This is a genomic window from Hyalangium gracile (assembly GCF_020103725.1).
GTDB lineage: Bacteria > Myxococcota > Myxococcia > Myxococcales > Myxococcaceae > Hyalangium > Hyalangium gracile.
Genome location: NZ_JAHXBG010000015.1, coordinates 82351 through 99062, shown reverse-complemented (window position 1 = coordinate 99062; position 16712 = coordinate 82351). Strand labels below are relative to the sequence as shown.

At 68.8% G+C, this 16712-nt stretch carries 11 protein-coding genes; 7 read left to right on the top strand and 4 right to left on the bottom strand.

The features are described from left to right. Positions 1 to 103: 103 nt before the first annotated feature. The 3 genes from KY572_RS28170 to KY572_RS28160 all read right to left on the bottom strand — a co-directional run bounded on the left by KY572_RS28170 (position 104) and on the right by KY572_RS28160 (position 3916). On the bottom strand, positions 104 to 628 hold the full coding sequence (locus KY572_RS28170) for a DUF3105 domain-containing protein (RefSeq protein ID WP_224246079.1): 525 nt from the start codon (positions 626 to 628) through the stop codon (positions 104 to 106). 36 nt (positions 629 to 664) lie between these two features. Further along, complete coding sequence (locus tag KY572_RS28165; protein WP_224246078.1) at positions 665 to 1525, bottom strand: hypothetical protein; 861 nt, start codon at positions 1523 to 1525, stop codon at positions 665 to 667. A gap of 330 nt (positions 1526 to 1855) precedes the next feature. Continuing rightward, positions 1856 to 3916 (bottom strand): serine/threonine-protein kinase, encoded by a 2061-nt coding sequence (locus KY572_RS28160; protein WP_224246077.1) that lies wholly within the window; start codon positions 3914 to 3916, stop codon positions 1856 to 1858. Positions 3917 to 4051: 135 nt separating this feature from the next. Between KY572_RS28160 and KY572_RS28155 the strand changes: the two genes are divergently transcribed. The 5 genes from KY572_RS28155 to KY572_RS28135 all read left to right on the top strand — a co-directional run bounded on the left by KY572_RS28155 (position 4052) and on the right by KY572_RS28135 (position 14368). Next, positions 4052 to 5911 (top strand): M2 family metallopeptidase, encoded by a 1860-nt coding sequence (locus tag KY572_RS28155; protein ID WP_224246076.1) that lies wholly within the window; start codon positions 4052 to 4054, stop codon positions 5909 to 5911. Positions 5912 to 6031: 120 nt separating this feature from the next. Further along, positions 6032 to 6235, top strand: coding sequence for a cold-shock protein (locus tag KY572_RS28150; RefSeq protein WP_224246075.1), 204 nt, complete (start codon positions 6032 to 6034; stop codon positions 6233 to 6235). A 219-nt stretch (positions 6236 to 6454) separates the two neighbouring features. After that, positions 6455 to 8473, top strand: coding sequence for a hypothetical protein (locus KY572_RS28145; RefSeq protein WP_407660007.1), 2019 nt, complete (start codon positions 6455 to 6457; stop codon positions 8471 to 8473). A gap of 115 nt (positions 8474 to 8588) precedes the next feature. Beyond that, positions 8589 to 11591 (top strand): WD40/YVTN/BNR-like repeat-containing protein, encoded by a 3003-nt coding sequence (locus tag KY572_RS28140; RefSeq protein WP_224246074.1) that lies wholly within the window; start codon positions 8589 to 8591, stop codon positions 11589 to 11591. Continuing rightward, positions 11588 to 14368, top strand: a complete 2781-nt coding sequence (locus KY572_RS28135) for a hypothetical protein (protein ID WP_224246073.1) — start codon at positions 11588 to 11590, stop codon at positions 14366 to 14368. Before KY572_RS28140 ends, KY572_RS28135 begins: the two co-directional genes overlap by 4 nt. Positions 14369 to 14476: 108 nt before the next feature. On the opposite strand, the gene KY572_RS28130 is transcribed toward KY572_RS28135, so the two are convergent. Beyond that, on the bottom strand, positions 14477 to 15193 hold the full coding sequence (locus tag KY572_RS28130) for an FKBP-type peptidyl-prolyl cis-trans isomerase (RefSeq protein ID WP_224246072.1): 717 nt from the start codon (positions 15191 to 15193) through the stop codon (positions 14477 to 14479). 214 nt (positions 15194 to 15407) lie between these two features. Between KY572_RS28130 and KY572_RS28125 the strand changes: the two genes are divergently transcribed. Both KY572_RS28125 and KY572_RS28120 read left to right on the top strand, forming a co-directional pair. Further along, complete coding sequence (locus KY572_RS28125; RefSeq protein WP_224246071.1) at positions 15408 to 15746, top strand: PilZ domain-containing protein; 339 nt, start codon at positions 15408 to 15410, stop codon at positions 15744 to 15746. A gap of 157 nt (positions 15747 to 15903) precedes the next feature. After that, positions 15904 to 16704: an LPP20 family lipoprotein gene (locus KY572_RS28120; RefSeq protein WP_224246070.1), complete on the top strand. Its 801-nt coding sequence runs from the start codon at positions 15904 to 15906 to the stop codon at positions 16702 to 16704. Positions 16705 to 16712: the final 8 nt, after the last annotated feature.

Below are 16712 nucleotides of genomic sequence, written 5' to 3'. Positions count from 1 at the left end.
ACGGGGGAATTGTTTCTTCATTCTCGATAATCACAAAGGATCACCCGGCCCCACCTGTGGTGGGGTGTGGGGTCAAGACCTCGGAATCTCTCAGGAAATAAGGTCAGGGAGAACAGGCAAGCCCGGGTTCCGGGGCGTCCTGATCCTGGAATCGGAGGAGGCACCGGAGGGCGGCGGGGTCGGCGCTGTCGGCCAGATAGGCGCGGCGCCACAGGATGGCGGCGATGCGGTGGGGCAGGCCGGAGGCGGGGGTGATCAGCGCCCGGCGGACACCATTGGAGCCGACCTTGGCCTCGTTCCGGGCCTGCTCGAGCCTGGCGACCTCGTCGGGGCAGCCGTCGGGGCAGTCATAGAGGAAGACGGCGTGGCCGTGCTCCAGGTTGTGCAGCCAGATGCAGGGGTTCTGCTCGGCGGTGTAGGTCTGGCAGGAGAGGGTGGCGGAGCAGTGAGGGCCGGCGGTGGGCGGATTCAGGCCGTTGCCGCAGGTGGTGCTGGAGCACAGCACGTGCGTGGTGGAGGCCTCGGGAGCCTGCTCGAAGGTGAACGGGTCGCACTCGTCGGAGTCGCTGGAGCAGGCCAGGAGTGAGGAGACCAGGAGGAGTGGGAGGACGAAGGAGGGTTGGGGCATCCCCCTCCTTATATATGGGCGAGAGTTCCTCGCGGCTCAGCCTGGCGCGACGCCTCGCCGCTCCACGTCGTGGGCCTGGAGTCCTCGGAAACCGAGCGCCTCGGTGAGGCGGAGGAAGTCCCGGGAGGAGAGGCTGCCTCCGGTGGCATGGGGATGGCCGTGGGCGAAGTCGCCCTCGACGGGGGCCAGGTCGAGCCCGCGCAGGAAGGCGATGAGGTCGCGAGGCTCGCGGCTGCGCAGGGCGAAGTCGACGCGGCCGGGGAGGTAGCCCGCGTTGGCGGCGATGACGATGTGCTCGGGGAGGCGCTGGGCCCAGCGGATCGCCACCAGGGGATGGACCTGGGCACCGGAGCTGAACAGGAGGAGCGCCACGTTGCCCGCGATGCGGGGAGGTGTCTTGGAGCAGCGGGCCACCTCGCGCTGGACCTCGAGGCGGCAGTCGCGGAGCGCATCGACGCCGGGGACTCGGCCCTCATCGATGTCGGAGGCGCTGCCGGCGCGCATGAGCACCTCGAGCGCCAGGGACGCGGCGAAGTGGGTGGAGCGCCGCGCCGCGTTGAGCAGGGCGACGGCCTCGGTCACGGCCTTGCGGCCGGCACGACGCAGCGCGTCCTTGAGCGAGGGCAGGGGAGCGTCGGGGCCGAGCTCCGCCACGGTGCCCAGGACGGCCAGCCACTCCAGGGGGCCCGGGATGATCAAAGGAGAGACGAGGGCATAGGTGAGCAGGCTGCTGGGGACGACGGGCTCATGGCCATGGCTGGAGAGGACCTGAGCGCCTTCGGGGAACTCGGTTGTCGGGTGGTGATCGACGATGAGCGTGGGCAGGTCCGGGAGGATGGGCGCGGCTCGGTTGCCCATGGCGAGCACCACCAGCGCCTCGGCACCGACGAGACTCATGCGTCCCCGGAAGGGAGGGGAGTGGGCATCCTCTCCCTTGCCTGGGAGACGGGAGGTGGTGCGAGCCCCCAGCGTCCGGAGCGCTCTCAGGGCAAGCACTCCGGAGGCGAGCCCATCCACATCTGGATAAGGAGCCACGAGGACGTGTCGGTCCTTCTGGCGCTCCAGGAAACGACGCGCGTCCGCGAGAGCCTCGGCGGAGGCGGGCCAGTGAGGATCTCCCGTCAGTCCCAGCAGCATGACTTCAAGCTGTAACGCCGAGCAGTCCAGCGCGAGGTCGGCTGCGGGACGCCCGCTAGGACTGGGAGCAGGCAGGGGGAGGCAGGAGTCTCATGGCTGCGGTGTGTCCGAGCCCTTCTTGCTCGCTTGTTGCTCCAGCTTCTCCCGGATGGCTGGTGCCAGCTTGTGGTTCGGGGCCAGGCTCAAGAAGGTCTGGTAGTGACGGACTGTTTTGTCGAGTTGCCCCAGAAAGGAATAGGCCGCTCCCGCGACCATGTGACAGTCGGCGTTTTTGCTCTCGAGTGAGAGGCATCGTTCCGCCAGGCTCAGAGCTTCCGGATACTTCTTCTCGTTGTAGAGCTGGCGCGCATCTTTGTACAACTGGCGCGCATCTTTTGCGAGGCGGGCCTCCAAGAGCTTCAGGTTCTCGGTGACCTCTGCCGCGAGCTTGTGCTTCGGAGCCAATTTGAGGAATGAGCGGTACCGCTCGACGGCTTTGCCTGCCTGACCCAGGCCGGCGTGCGCGGCCCCCGACAGCAGATGACACTCGGGGTTCATCGGGGCGAACTGGATGCACTTCTCGCTGAGGTTCGCGGCCGCGAGGAAGTTCTTCTCATCGATGGCCTTGTCTGCCTCCTCCCTCAGCGCTTCGGCCTTCGAAGCCCGGCTCGGGGCGGTGGAGGGCTTTGCGGACGGCGCCGGATGCTGAGTCTTGAGTTCCTCCTGGCTCGGGGAGGCTGCAGCCACGTTGGCAGCGGGAGCGGCTGGCTCCGATGGCTGCTCGGTCTTGTCAGGCGGGGCCTGCACGACCGCGGTTGAGGGCTGCGAGGGAACTGTCTGAGCCGGAGTGCTCGGTGGAGGAGGGGACGGTTTCTGGCTCGCGGGAGGGCTCTGCGGCGGCTGAGTGTCCAGGGGAGTTCTCGGCTTCCCCAGCACCATCAACGCAATGGCCAGGAACAGACCTGAAACCACCACACCCGCGCCTACGCCCCAGATCAGTGCCGAGCGCTTGGAGAAGGATGGAGCGGAAGCGGCGGTGGTAACCGAGGAAGGGACGGTAGCCGGAAGGGAGGAAGGGACGAGAGTCAGAGGCGACGAGCGGACGGTCGGCTTCACCGGCGTTGTCATCAGCGAGACGGGCGACCGCATGCTGATCGTAAGCGCCGCACTCCCTTTCCACCGGGCGAGCTGCTCCAGGAACGAAGCGGGAACCTGGACCACCTTGCCCTCGCGGGTCAGATCCTCACGGAACATCTCCTGGACGAAGTGGGACAGGGAGGTGGAGGAGACGCGGGACGAGAGGGTGTTGAGGAAGCCGACCAGGGCGTCCTCGAACGCATCGCAGGACTCGAACCGTTGCTCGCGCTCTACACACAGGGCCCGCATGACGATGTCGCTCAGCTCCGGGGGGAGCGCCGGATTCAGCTCGCGAGGAGGCGGGAACTCACCGCGGATGAGCCGGGTCAACGCCAGGTGCTGCGGCCCCTCGATGGGAAGCGTCCCACAGAGCAGCTGGTACAGCACGACCCCGGTTGCCCAGACGTCCGTACGGGCATCGACTTCCTCTCCCATGGCCTGCTCGGGTGAGAAGAAGAGGAACTTGCCCTTGACGATCCCTGGCTCGGTCTTGAACTCGCGCATCTCGCGAGCCTTGGCGATGCCGAAGTCGACGATCTTGACCTGGCCCTCATAGCTGACGAGCACGTTGTCGGGAGAGATGTCCCGATGGACGATCCCCAGCGGGTTGCCGCTGCCATCCTTGCGCGTATGGGCATAGTGAAGCCCCCGGCAGATCTCCGCGACGATGAAGCAGGCCAACGGCACGGGGATGGCGGACAACCCGAGGCGCTGCGCGCACTTGATGATGCGGTTGAGCGGCTGCCCGTCCACGTACTCCATGGCCAGGAAGTAGTCCCCGTCCGTACGTCCGAAGTCGTAGACCTGCGCGATGTTGCCGTGGGAGAGCGTGGCGGAGATGCGCGCCTCGCTGATGAACATGGCGATGAAGGCCTCGTCCGTCGTGTACTCGGACAGGACCTTCTTGATGAGCACGGGCTTGGTGACGCCGGCTTCTCCCAGCAGGCGAGCCCTCCATGCCTCGGCCATTCCTCCGTGGCCGAGTCGCGAGACGAGCTCATATCGATCGAAGCGTGTGCCTGGTTGGAAAGCCATGTCCCCAACGGCTTACCTACGGCCAGTGAGGGGGCCCTGCCTGTACTCCCGCAGTCGTAGGCCTTGTCGACACCCCGTGCTGGACCCGACGTTTCAGGATGCCTTCAGGCGGCGGTTCCTCTAGGGTCGCCCGCCATGATTCGACACCACTCCCTGCTGTCCACACTGCGTGCGGCCTGCGCGGCCGCCTTGCTGTCCGCTCTGCCTGCGGCGGCTCAGGGGCAAGGCCCCGCGATCCCCTCCAACCAGGGCAAGGCCACCGCCGAGGAGGCCCGGAAGTTCGCGGAGCGCGTCAACGCGGACCTCAAGCGGCTCCTGGTGAGGCAGGCCACCGCCGAGTGGATCAAGTCCACGTACATCACCGACGACACCGAGCAGAACGCGGCGTGGATCAACGAGGAAGTCCTCGGCTACATGAACCAGGCCATCAAGGACTCCCGCCGCTTCGACGGCCTGAAGCTGGACCCGGCCACCGCGCGTACCCTGCACCTGCTGCGCGTCAACGCCCCGCTGGCCGCGCCCTCGGATCCGCAGAAGCGCGCCGAGCTGACGGGCCTCGCCGCCAAGCTCGAGGGCGCCTACGGCAAGGGCAAGTACTGCAAGAAGGACAAGGCCGGAAAGGAGTCCTGCCGCGATCTGGGCGAGCTCGAGGACGTGATGTCCACCAGCCGCAACTACGACGAGCTGCTCGACGCGTGGTCCGGCTGGCACAGCATCTCCCCGCCCATGCGCCCGCTCTACGAGCGCTTCGTGGCGCTGGGCAACGAGGGCGCCAAGGAGATCGGCTTCGCCAACTCGGGTGACCTCTGGAAGTCTGCCTATGACATGCCGCCCGACGCCTTCGAGAAGGAAGTCCAGCGGCTGTGGGGCCAGGTCAAGCCGCTGTACGACGATCTCCACTGCTACGTGCGCGGCCGGCTCTCCAAGAAGTACGGCGCGGACAAGGTGCCTGCCGGCAAGCCCATCCCGGCGCACCTGCTGGGCAACATGTGGGCCCAGGAGTGGAACAACATCTATCCGCTCGTGGAGCCGTACCCCGGCCAGGCCAGCCTGGACGTGACGGCCTCCATCAAGAAGCAGGCCTACGATCCCATCAAGCTGGTGAAGACGGGCGAGGGCTTCTTCACCTCGCTGGGGCTCAAGCCGCTGCCGGAGAGCTTCTGGAAGAACTCCATGTTCACCAAGCCGCGCGACCGGGACGTGGTCTGCCACGCCAGCGCGTGGGACGTGACGTTCAACAACGATCTGCGCATCAAGATGTGCATCAAGCCCACCGAGGAGGATCTCGTCACCATCCACCACGAGCTGGGGCACAACTACTACTTCACCTACTACTACACGCTCCCGGTGCTCTTTCAGTCGGGCGCCAATGACGGCTTCCACGAGGCCATCGGCGACGCCATCACCCTGTCCATCACCCCGGGCTATCTCAAGCAGATCGGCCTGCTGAAGGACGTGCCGAAGAACGAGAAGAACCTCATCAACCTCCAGCTGAAGGACGCGCTGGAGAAGGTGGCCTTCCTGCCCTTCGGCCTGGTCATCGATCAGTGGCGCTGGGACATCTTCGCGGGCAAGACGTCGCCGGCCGACTACAACAAGTCCTGGTGGGCGCTGCGCGAGAAGTACCAGGGCATCACCGCGCCGGTGAGCCGCACCGAGGAGAGCTTCGACGCGGGCGCCAAGTACCACGTGCCGGCCAACGTCCCGTACACGCGCTACTTCCTGGCGCGCGTCCTCCAGTTCCAGTTCCACAAGTCCATGTGCGAGGCGGCCGGCTTCAAGGGCCCGCTCCACGAGTGCTCCGTGTATGGGAACAAGGAGGCGGGCAAGCGGCTCCAGGCCATGCTGGAGATGGGGGCCAGCAAGCCCTGGCAGGACGCCATGGCCGCCATGACGGGCCAGCGCCAGATGGATGCCACCCCGCTCATCGAGTATTTCGCCCCGCTCCGCCAGTGGCTGCAGGAGCAGAACAAGGGACAGACGTGTGGTTGGTAGCTTTCCCGTGTAGACACGAGTGGAAGGCCAGCTTACATTCTCCTTGCTCTATCGGGATTTGCTCGTAGGGACCGGACGGCGATTTCCGCGTCCGTGAAGAAAGAAGAAGAGAAGACGGCAATGGCTACTGGTACCGTGAAGTGGTTCAACGATGCGAAGGGCTTTGGCTTCATCACGCAGGACGGGGGTGGCGAGGACGTGTTCTGCCACCACACCGCCATCAACATGGATGGCTTCCGCACCCTGCAGGAGGGGCAGAAGGTGTCCTTCGAGGTGACCCGCGGCCCCAAGGGCCTGCAGGCCCAGAACGTGCGCGCCGCGTAGTTCTGGCTCTCGTTCTTCGTTGCGCATGAGGGTCCGATCCGAGAGGGTCGGGCCCTCGTCGTTTTCTGGAGGCCCTGCTTGCGATCGTTTCTGCCCCGCTGCGCCCGCCTGCTCCCCCTGCTCACGATGCTTGGCTGTGCGTCCACTCCACCGGGCGCCGCCTCGGGCGCCGCTGAGCCCACGAGCGCTCCAGCCCCCGCCGCCTCGGAGGCCTCACCCATGACCTCTCCCTCCGGCGCGTCCGCCGCCACGCCCACGAAGAAGCCGGACACCACCGCCCTGAAGGCGGAGCTGGTCAAGCAGCACGGCGAGGCCCAGCGCGCGCGCATCGAGCGCGGCGTGGAGCAGGTGGCCGCGCAGTGGCGCCCGGAGGACGGGGACATGGCGGCCTTCGTCCGCGAGCACTTCCTGGCCGATCCGAAGAAGCTGGACGCCACCTTCGCGCGGCTCGAGCACATCTTCGAGCAGCTGGATGGCCACTTCAACGAGGTGGGCCGCGAGCTGCGCTGGGCCACGGACATCGACGTGGGGCCGCTGCTGCCGGTGGATCCGCTGCTGGCCGCGTACGATCCCAGCGCGAACGTCACCGAGGATCTCTTCAAGTCGAAGATCGGCTTCGTGGTGCTGTTGAACTTCCCGCTCACCACGCTGGCCGAGCGCACCGCGCACGCCAAGGACTACACGCGCCGGCAGTGGGCCGAGGCGCGGCTGGCCGGGCGCTTCTACAAGCGCGTGCCCGCCGAGGTGCAGCAGCAGGTCTCCCGCGCGGGCGCGGAGGCGGACCTGTACATCGCCGAGTACAACGTGTGGATGCACCACGTGGTGGACGGCAAGGACGGCAAGCGGCTGTTCCCCAAGGGGCTGCGCCTCATCAGCCACTGGAACCTGCGAGACGAGTTGAAGGCCAACTACGCGGACAAGGCGCAGGGGCAGGCCAGGCAGCGGCTGATCGTCAAGGTGATGGAGCGCATCGTCACGCAGTCGATCCCGGCGGCCGTGATCGACAACCCGCGGGTGGACTGGGATCCGTTCACCAACGCCGTCACGGTGGCGCCCGCGGACACGGTGGAGGCGGATGCCCCCGCGCGCCCGGCCCAGGTGGCCACGGCGCCCGAGCCGGACACGCGCTACGCCCGGCTGCTCGCCCACTTCCACGCCGCGCGCAAGGTGGACCCCTTCGTGCCGGTGGCGCCCACGCAGATCGCCCGCACCTTCGAGTTCCAGCGCGAGCTGCCCGAGGAGCGGGTGAAGGCGCTGCTGACGCAGGTGCTCACCTCGCCGCTGGTGCCCCGGGTGGCGCAGCTCATCGAGCAGCGGCTGGGGCGCAAGCTGGAGCCGCAGGACTTGTGGTTCAACGGGTTCCGGCCGGGCTCCTCGCGCTCGGAGGCGGAGCTCGACAAGATGACGCGCCAGCGCTACCCGACGCCGGAGGCGTTCGCCAAGGACATCCCCCGCATCCTCCAGGGGCTGGGCTTCACCAAGGAGCGCGCCACGTACCTGTCCGAGCGCATCCGCGTGGACCCTTCGCGCGGGGCGGGCCACGCCATGCCGGCCACGCGGCGCGGAGACTTCCCCCGCCTGCGCACCCGGGTGGAGAAGGGCGGGATGAACTACAAGGGCTACAACATCGCCGTGCACGAGCTGGGGCACAACGTGGAGCAGGTGTTCTCGCTCTATGACGTGGACCACACGCTGCTGCAGGGCGTGCCCAACAACGCCTTCACGGAGGCGCTCGCCTTCGTCTTCCAGGCGCGCGATCAGGAGCTGCTGGGGCTGGGCAGGCCGGACGCCGCCGCCGAGAAGGAGCGGGTGCTCAACGACTTCTGGGCCACGTGGGAGATCGCCGGAGTCGCACTGGTGGACGTTGCCGTCTGGCACTGGCTGTACGAGCACCCGGACGCCACGCCCGCGCAGCTGCGGGACGCGACGGTGGCGATCGCGAAGGACACGTGGGATCGCTACTACGCGCCGGTGCTGGGAGGGCAGGGCACGCCGCTGCTGGGCATCTACAGCCACATGATCGCCTACCCCATGTACCTGCCCGACTACCCGCTGGGGCACCTCATCGCGTTCCAGATCGAGGAGCAGATGAAGAAGAAGGGCCCGCTGGGCGCGGAGTTCGAGCGCATGGCCCGCTACGGCGCGGTGACGCCGGATCAGTGGATGGTGAATGCCACCGGCTCGCCCGTCAGCGCCGACCCGCTGCTGCGCGCCACGGAAGCTGCTCTCGCTCGGTAGTCGCGATTCACGGGCAAGTCGGAGGCAAGGCTTGGCTTTGCCTTCCAGCTGACATTTTCATTACGCTGCGAGCCCTCATCCCCCATTGGGTCTCCCAAGGAGATTCGGCTTGCCCGTGCATAAACGAATCCTCGTAGGAGCCATCGCTGGTATTGGCATCTCCGCAGCCCTGCTTCCCACGGGCGTGAGTGCCTACCGGCGGTGGCGTGACGCCACCCACCGCATGCAGCTCTCCGACTTCGTCCAGACGGGCGACAAGGAGAGCCCCTATGTGCTCACTCCTCGCGCTTCCGCGGCGCTGGTGGAGAACGAGGCCGAGGGCGCCGAGGAGGAAGTCTCGGACGACGCGCTGCTGCGCAAGATGGCCAACCGCAACTATTACGGCGAGAAGTCGCCGGACTCCGCGGATCAGCTGGCGCGCATCGCGCGGCGTGAGGCGCAGCGCTGGTCGGACCTGATGCCGAAGAACCAGGCCATCGATCCGCGGGCGAAGGACGCCGCGCCGCTCTCCGTGCTGCAGACGCCGGGCAAGCAGTGGGTCAACCTGGGCCCCACCGACGCGCGCTTCCAGTTCAACGGCACCGAGTACCTGCAGGTGGACTCGGGCCGCACCACGGGCATCCTGGTGCACCCGGGCAACGCGAACATCGCCTACACCTCCACGTCCGGCGGCGGCATCTGGAAGACGTTCACCTTCCAGGAGAAGAACCCCGTCTGGTACCCCATCACCGAGACGATCGGGAACCTGGCCATCGGCGCCATCGCCATGGACCCGAACGACCCGGAGACGATCTACGCCGGCCTGGGAGACTTCACCGACTCGCCCAGCGGGCACATGATCAAGAGCACCAACGGGGGCGTCACCTGGTCGGAGCCGGTGCGGCTGGAAGGTGTCTACCCCGAGACCAGCGGCGGCAGCGAGGGCAAGGCCACGAGCGTGCGGGCCATCGCGGTGGATCCCGCCAACTCCGACATCGTCCTGGCCGGCTCGGACTGGGGCATGTTCCGCTCGGTGGACGGCGGCAAGACGTGGACGCTGGTGGACATGGCCAACGCCGGTTCCCAGGGGCAGGAGAGCGTCTGGACGATCGTCCACGCCGGCACCATCAACGGCGTGAGCCGCTGGGTGGCCAGCGGTGAGTCCGGCGCGGGCGACATCTGGACCTCCAGCGACGCGGGCGTCACCTGGGAGTCGCGCGCGGCGGCTGGCGCGCTGCCCGCCACCAACGTGACGCGCATCGACATGGGCGGCGGCACCCCCGCCGCGGACGGCACCACCGTCATCTACGCCCAGGTGGCCGCCGCCGACGGCTCGAGCGGCGCGGGCATCTGGCGCTCCACGGACTCGGGCGCCACGTTCGTGAACGTCACGGGCACGCTGCGCAACCCCACGCTCAGCACCAACTGCCGCAGCCAGAACGTGCAGACCGGCCAGGCCTGGTACGACCAGACGGTCGGCGTGGATCCGGGCAACAACAACAACGTCCTCATCGGCGGCTCGCTGTGCGCGATCCGCACGGTGAACGGCACGGCGGCCACCCCCGTGTGGGAGCTGGTGGCGCACTGGCTGCCCTCCGGCAACAACGGCCAGACGGCGGATGGGCGCCTGCCGTACGTGCACGCCGACTACCACGAGATGAAGATCGTGCGCCTGTCGCCCAGCAGCTACATGGCCATCGCGGGCACGGACGGCGGCCTCTTCGTGTCGCGCAACGTCTTCACGACGGCGGCGGTGATCGACCGCAACATCCGCTGGGACTACCCCAACCGCGGCATCGTCTCGCACCTGTTCTACAACATCGCCTCGGGCGACGAGCACACGGGCAGCCCGTTCCTGGTCTACGGCGGCCTGCAGGACAACGGCACGCGCTTCCGTGACAGCCCGCAGTTCCCCACCTCGTTCAACCAGATCATCGGCGGTGACGGCTTCGGCTCCGCGGCCTCCGAGGTTCCGGGCGATCGCGTGTACTGGGGCTCGGTCTACAACGTGTCGATCCGCGTGTGCGACCCCGACGCGTACGACTGCAACCGCGGCGAGAGCTGGTTCGTCTACGGCCCCACGAACGACTACCCGACGCTGCCCTGCTCGGGCGACAGCACGGCGGGTCAGTTCTACACGCGCGTGCAGCCGATTCGCACCGCGACGGCGGCCACCGGTCCCGCGGTCCTCACCGTCACCGACAAGGGCGTGTGGCGCTACGTGACGGACCCGTTCTACTCCACCAACTCGTGGGAGCTGCTCGGCAACCCGTCGGGGCCGCTGGACAGCGGCGCGTGCTCCTCTGGCACCCACCGCAACATGTACCCGTCCACCGTGTGGGACGGCCTGATCGGCGTGGCCACCAGCGGCGGCCGCTTCCGCGTGACGAGCAACTGCACGCTGACGACGCCCAGCAACGAGTGCACCTGGACGCGCAGCAACCTGCTCTCGGTCGACCTGGACAACAGCGGCTCGATCACCAACGAGGAGATCATCCTCAGCACCTCCAGCATCGACTTCCCGCCGGGCGCCACCGGCAAGCCGCTGGGGGATGTCTACGTCGTGGCGAGCGTGGCGGAGATCACCAACGCCGGCACGCCGGTTCCGGACGCGATGGGCCACGTGTTCATCACCCAGGACCGCGGCCAGACGTGGCAGCCGCTCAAGGGCAACGGCACCAGCGATCTGCCGAACCTGCCCGTGGACGTCATCCGCTACGATCCGAGCGACACGACGAACCAGACGATCTACGTGGGTAACTACATCGGCGTGTACCGCACCACGGACGGTGGCCAGACGTGGCACCGCTTCGGCGCGGGCATGCCGATGGTGTGGGTGAGGGACCTGTTCGTCAGCCGGACGGGCGCCTTCGTCCGCGCGGCCACCTTCGGCCGCGGCCTGTGGGAGATCTACCCGTCCGCCACGGCCGACAAGGGCGTGAACGGCAACGGCGACTGGGACCGCAACCTCCAGATCGACTTCCAGGACATCCTGGCGACCTCCAGCCGCCTGGGGAGCTCGCCCGCCACCACCGAGGTTCCGTTCTACGAGTGGAACCAGGACCTGACGGGGCAGGTGAACGGTATCGATGACGCCGATCTCGCGGCGGTGCTGCAGCGCTTCGGAGGTCGGCCGTGAACAGCCATTCCATGATTCGGGAGCAGACCACCTTGCGCTTCAAGAACCTCTTACCCGCGCTCTTCGTCGGGCTGGCGGTGCTGGTCGGGTGCGGCGAGGACGAGTCCAAGCGGACGCTGTCCTTCACCACCCAGCCGGCGGATGGCACCGCGGGCCAGGCCCTGGGCAGCATCCAGGTCACCCTGCGCAACGGGGATAACCAGGCCGTCACCGACGCCAAGGGCGAGGTGGAGCTGTCGCTCTACGTCGGGCCCGAGGGCACGACGCTGGAGGGGACGCTCCGCCAGCCGCTGTCCAATGGCCAGGCGACGTTCACGGACGTGTCCGTGCCGAAGTCGGGCGCTGGCTACGTCCTGAAGGCCACCCATGAGGGCAAGGAGGCGGTGAGCGCCCCCTTCGCGGTGGTGCATGGCGCCGCCAGCGCCCTCCAGGTCGTCACGGGCCCCAGCGAGGCGACGGTGGGGCAGCCCATCGCGCCGACCGTGCAGGTGCGGGTGGTGGATGCCCGCGGCAACCTGGCCACGGGCGCCACGGGCGAGCTGACGGCCACGCTGGTGGATCCGGCGAGCACCGGCGCGCAGATCCTCGGCACGCGCACCGCGACGGTGTCCAAGGGCCTGGCCAGCTTCTCCAACCTGACGGTCGACAAGACGGGTGACTTCACCCTGCGCTTCAGCGGCGCCAGCCTCACGGCGGCCGAGAGCACCTCCTTCAAGGTCAAGCCCGGCAAGGGCATGTGGTTGGCCTTCACGGGCGAGCCGTCCAGCGCCACCGCGGGTGAGTCGCTGGGCACGGTGAAGGTGGAGGCGCGCGATCTGCACGGCAACCTGGACGACGACGCGTCGGGCGAGGTGCAGCTGCGGCTGGGCAACGCCAGCGGCGCCAGCCTGTCCGGCACGGCGCGCACGGCGTTCGTCAAGGGCGTGGCGACCTTCGCGGACCTCGAGGTGGTGAAGGCCGGCAGCGCGTACACCCTCGAGGCGAACTCGGCGCAGCGCGTCCCGGCGACGAGCAAGGAGTTCGACATCGCGGCGGGCGCGGCGGCGAAGGTGACGTTCACCTCGGCGCCCTCCAGCGCCACGGCGGGCACGGGCTTCTCCCCGGCGCCTGCCGTGCACGTGGAGGATGCGTACGGCAACGCCACCAACGGCACGGTGACCCTCGAGCTCGTGTCTCCGCCGACGGGCGTGACGCTGGTGGGCACCACGCAGGCGAGCACCACGGCGGGCGATGCCTCCTTCAGCGACGTGACTGTCCAGAAGGTGGGCACCTACACCCTGCGGGCCACGCTGGGCGCCAGCGGCCCCAGCGCGACGAGCGGGACCTTCACGGTGGCGGCGGCTCCGGCCGCCTCGGTGGAGTTCACCTCCGCGCCGACCACGGCGGTGGCGGGCCAGGACTTCGAGCCCGCGGTCGGCGTGCGCGTGACGGACGCCTTCGGCAACCCGGCCAGCGGCACCGTGACGATCGCGCTGGCCACCTCGCCGGCGACGGCGGTGCTCCTGGGCACGACCCAGGCGGCGACCACGGAGGGCCAGGTCTCCTTCGCGGGCCTCAGCCTGCGCAAGGCGGGCAGCTACACCCTGCAGGCCACGGTGGGCGCCAGCGGCCCCAGCGCGACGAGCGGCACCCTGGATGTGTCCGCGGCCGCCGCGAAGACCGTGACGCTCACGGCCGGCCCCACCGGCGCGGTGGCGGGCGAGGCGCTGTCTCCCGCGGTGACCGTCGTGACGGAGGATGCGTTCGGCAACCTGGCCTCCGGCACCGTCCGCATCGAGCTGGCCAACGCGCCCGCCGGTGCGACGCTGCGCGGCGCCACGGAGCTGGCGACCACCAACGGCACGGCCACCTTCAGCGAGCTGAGCCTGGAGAAGGCGGGCGACTACGCGCTGCGCTCCGTGGTCGTCGGGGGTGACAACGCGACGGGTAACGCCTTCACGGTGGTTCACGCGGCGCCGGCGCAGCTGACGTTCGTCACCCAGCCCCTGGGCGGGCCGTCGAACCTGAAGCTGGACCGGAGCCCGGTGGTCGAGATCGCCGATGCCTTCGGCAACGTGGCGTCCACGGCCTCGGGCACCGTCTCGATCGCGCTGGGCAACAACCCCAGCGGCGCCGAGCTGACGGGCACGCTCACGGCGGCGGCGGCGAACGGTCGGGCGGCCTTCTCGGACCTCCAGGTGAGCAAGGAGGGCGCGGGCTACACCCTGCGCGCCACGCTGGACGAGGTGACGGAGGACAGCGCCAGCTTCGACGTCGGCGCGGCCATCACGGCGTTCGTCTACACGGACCCCACGCAGGGCGATCTCCGCCTGGTGCGCAACGCGGCCTCCACCCACACCCAGCTGGTGCTGGATCTGGTGGCGGCGCGGGAGCTGACGGGCTTCGGCGTGGGCTTCAACCTGCCGGTGGACGTGACTCGCGCGCGTCTGGCGGCGGATGGGTTCGTGCCGGGCGCGGCGCTGCCTCCGGGGCGCAACCCGATGGCTGCCAAGGCCGTGCTGCCGGCCAGCGGGCCCATGCAGGGCGTGCTGGTCACCGCCCAGAGCCAGAAGGCGGACGGGGCGGGCTCGATGCCGATCGACTCGACGATCGCGGCGGGCAGCGTGCTGTACACGCTGAAGCTGGAGCTGGCGCCTGGGGCGACGCCGGGGACCGTCTTCGACGGCCTCGAGGCGGCCATCCCGCAGTTCAACGGCGTGCTGCGCACCCGCGCGGGCGTGGATGTGGTGAGCCGTAACGGCTTCGGCATCGGTCGCCTCACCGTCATCGGCCCGTAGCCGGCGGCGGAAGCGACGCAGTGACGCAGGGCCTCGCCGCCCTCTCGAAGGGGGCGGCGAGGTGCAGCAGCAGGGCAGGGCTGGAAGAAGCCCCCGAGCCGCTCCGGGCTACCGCTTGGAGGTGTCGCCGGGGATGCTCACCAGCTCCACCTCGAACTCCAGCACGGCGTTGGGTGGGATCTTCGAGCCCGGGGGCGGGCGCTCGCCGTAGGCCGTCCTGGCGGGGCACACGAGCTTCGCCTTGCCGCCGACCTTCATCTTCTGGACGCCGTCGGTCCAGCAGGAGATGACGCCGTTGAGGGGGAACTCGGCGACCTGGTTGCGGCGGAAGGAGCTGTCGAACTCCTCACCGGTGATGAGGGTGCCGCGGTAGTGGACGCCCACGGTGTCCTTGGGCTTGGGGTTGGGGCCGGAGCCGGCCTTGAGCTCCTTGTAGATGATGCCCGAGGGGAGCCGCTCGGCGCCTTTCTCCTGGGCCGCCTTCTCCAGGTAGGCCTCGTTGGCCTTGGCCTGCCGTCCGCGGGCCAGCCCCTGCATGCGCTGGGAATACTGGTCGACGTCCACGGCGGCGGCCGTGCCGACGACGGAGTCCGAGAGGCCCTTCTTGAGGATCTCCAGCTCGGCGGGGCTCAGGCTGAAGGGAGAGAGGCTCTTTCCGAACGAGTAGCCGAGCGCGTAGATGGTCTTCTCGTCATCCGACTGGAGCTGGACGGGAGCCGACGCGGGGGGCGGCGCCGCGGGGGGCGGAGTCTTGGCCTTGCCCTGGGCATTCGCCGTGGAGGCCATGAGGCCGATCACCAACGCCGACAACAACGTCTTTCGCATGCTTCCTCCTCAAAAGAGCCGCGAAACTATAGGACCCCCGATGAGCCATCGCGCGCGATTTCACTGGGGAATCCAGCTCCTGCCCGCCCCGCCTCCCGAGAGGTGACCGCGCGTGGCGTCCGGCCGTTTTCTTGCCAGATCTCCGATTGCCTCTACCCTGCGCAACAGCCTGCTTCACACCGAGAGCAGGTTGTTGCAACACGGGAGGGAAGTGATGAGCGAGCAGCGCAAGGCGAAGCGGGCACCCATCGACATCTATCTGAACAAGTACATGGGCGGAGTGCCCTATCTGACCCGCGCCTCCGACATCAGCCAGGAGGGCCTCAGCCTCGCGCAGCTCATCGAGCCGCAGCACAACGCGCGGCGGGTGGGCCTGCAGTTCCAGCTCCCGGGCTCGGAAGAGGTCATCTACGCGGAGGGCGAGGTGGTGCGCGAGTGGGCCGAGCTGGATCGTGCTCGCCACGAGCGCTCCGGTGTGCGCTTCACGCTGCTCACCGAGCGGCACCGCCGGATGATCGACGCGTACGTCAGCAAGTCCGCTAGCGGCAACTGACGCGCCGCGTCGTGGCGCTGGAGTCAGGGGGCGCAACCAGCGGCAAGCAGGCGTGTTCCCACGGGAGCGCGCCTTGACTTGGCTGGAAGCCGGTCGATTGAATGGCCTCGCCACTCAGTCGCGTCGACTCGCCGCGTTGGCGAGGACGGAGGCCCCCGTGAAGTGCTCGTTGTGGATGCTGGCCCTGGTCGTGCCGTTCGCGGCCGTCGCCCAGGGCAAGGATGCGAAGCCCACTGCCCCCGCGGCCGCCGCGGCGAAGCCCGAGGCAGGGGTGAACTGGGAGGGGCAGATCCTCCGGGCCACGGGGGCGGGGGCGCCCGACATGAAGGCCTCCAACCCGGCCCAGGCGCGGCTGGGCGCCGAGCGCGCGGCGAAGATGGACGCGTTCCGCAACCTGCTGGAGCAGGCCCGAGGCGTGCAGATCAGCGCGGGCCGCACGGTGGGTGATGCGATGGGCAGCGAGGAGATCCGGGGCCGCGTCGAGGGAGTCATCCGCGGCTTCAAGGTGGTCAACAAGCGCTACTACTCGGACAGCGGCGTGGAGCTGGACGTGGAGGTGCCGCTGTCGGCGCTCATGTCCGCGCTGCCGTCGGCGCCGGACGCGGCGATCGCGGTGAACACGCAGGGCGCGAAGAAGTACACGGGGCTGGTGGTGGACGCGCGCGGGCTGGGCGCGAAGCCGGTGCTGGCGCCGAGGCTGCTGGACTCGGCGGGCAAGGCCATCTACGGCGCGGAGGCCCTCTCGGCGGAGGCGCGGAAGTCGGCGGCGGTGGCGGCCTGGTACAAGAGCCTGGAGGACGCGCAGAAGAGCGCGCTGGTGGGCGAGAAGCCCCTGGTGGTGAAGGCGGCGCAGCTGCAGGGTACGGATCTGGTGCTGGCCGAGGATGCGCTGAAGAAGCTGGCGGAAGCGAACGCGTCGTTCCTGGCCGAGGGCCGGGTGGCCATCGTCACGCAGTAGCGCCAGGG

What these genes read in the sequence shown, in the direction of transcription:
- KY572_RS28165 (WP_224246078.1), bottom strand. Translation starts at nt 1,525, where the DNA reads ATGAGTCTCGTCGGTGCCGAGGCGCTGGTGGTGCTCGCCATGGGCAAC.
- KY572_RS28170 (WP_224246079.1), bottom strand. Translation starts at nt 628, where the DNA reads ATGCCCCAACCCTCCTTCGTCCTCCCACTCCTCCTGGTCTCCTCACTC.
- KY572_RS28130 (WP_224246072.1), bottom strand. Translation starts at nt 15,193, where the DNA reads ATGCGAAAGACGTTGTTGTCGGCGTTGGTGATCGGCCTCATGGCCTCC.
- KY572_RS28150 (WP_224246075.1), top strand. Translation starts at nt 6,032, where the DNA reads ATGGCTACTGGTACCGTGAAGTGGTTCAACGATGCGAAGGGCTTTGGC.
- KY572_RS28160 (WP_224246077.1), bottom strand. Translation starts at nt 3,916, where the DNA reads ATGGCTTTCCAACCAGGCACACGCTTCGATCGATATGAGCTCGTCTCG.
- KY572_RS28145 (WP_407660007.1), top strand. Translation starts at nt 6,455, where the DNA reads ATGACCTCTCCCTCCGGCGCGTCCGCCGCCACGCCCACGAAGAAGCCG.
- KY572_RS28125 (WP_224246071.1), top strand. Translation starts at nt 15,408, where the DNA reads ATGAGCGAGCAGCGCAAGGCGAAGCGGGCACCCATCGACATCTATCTG.
- KY572_RS28155 (WP_224246076.1), top strand. Translation starts at nt 4,052, where the DNA reads ATGATTCGACACCACTCCCTGCTGTCCACACTGCGTGCGGCCTGCGCG.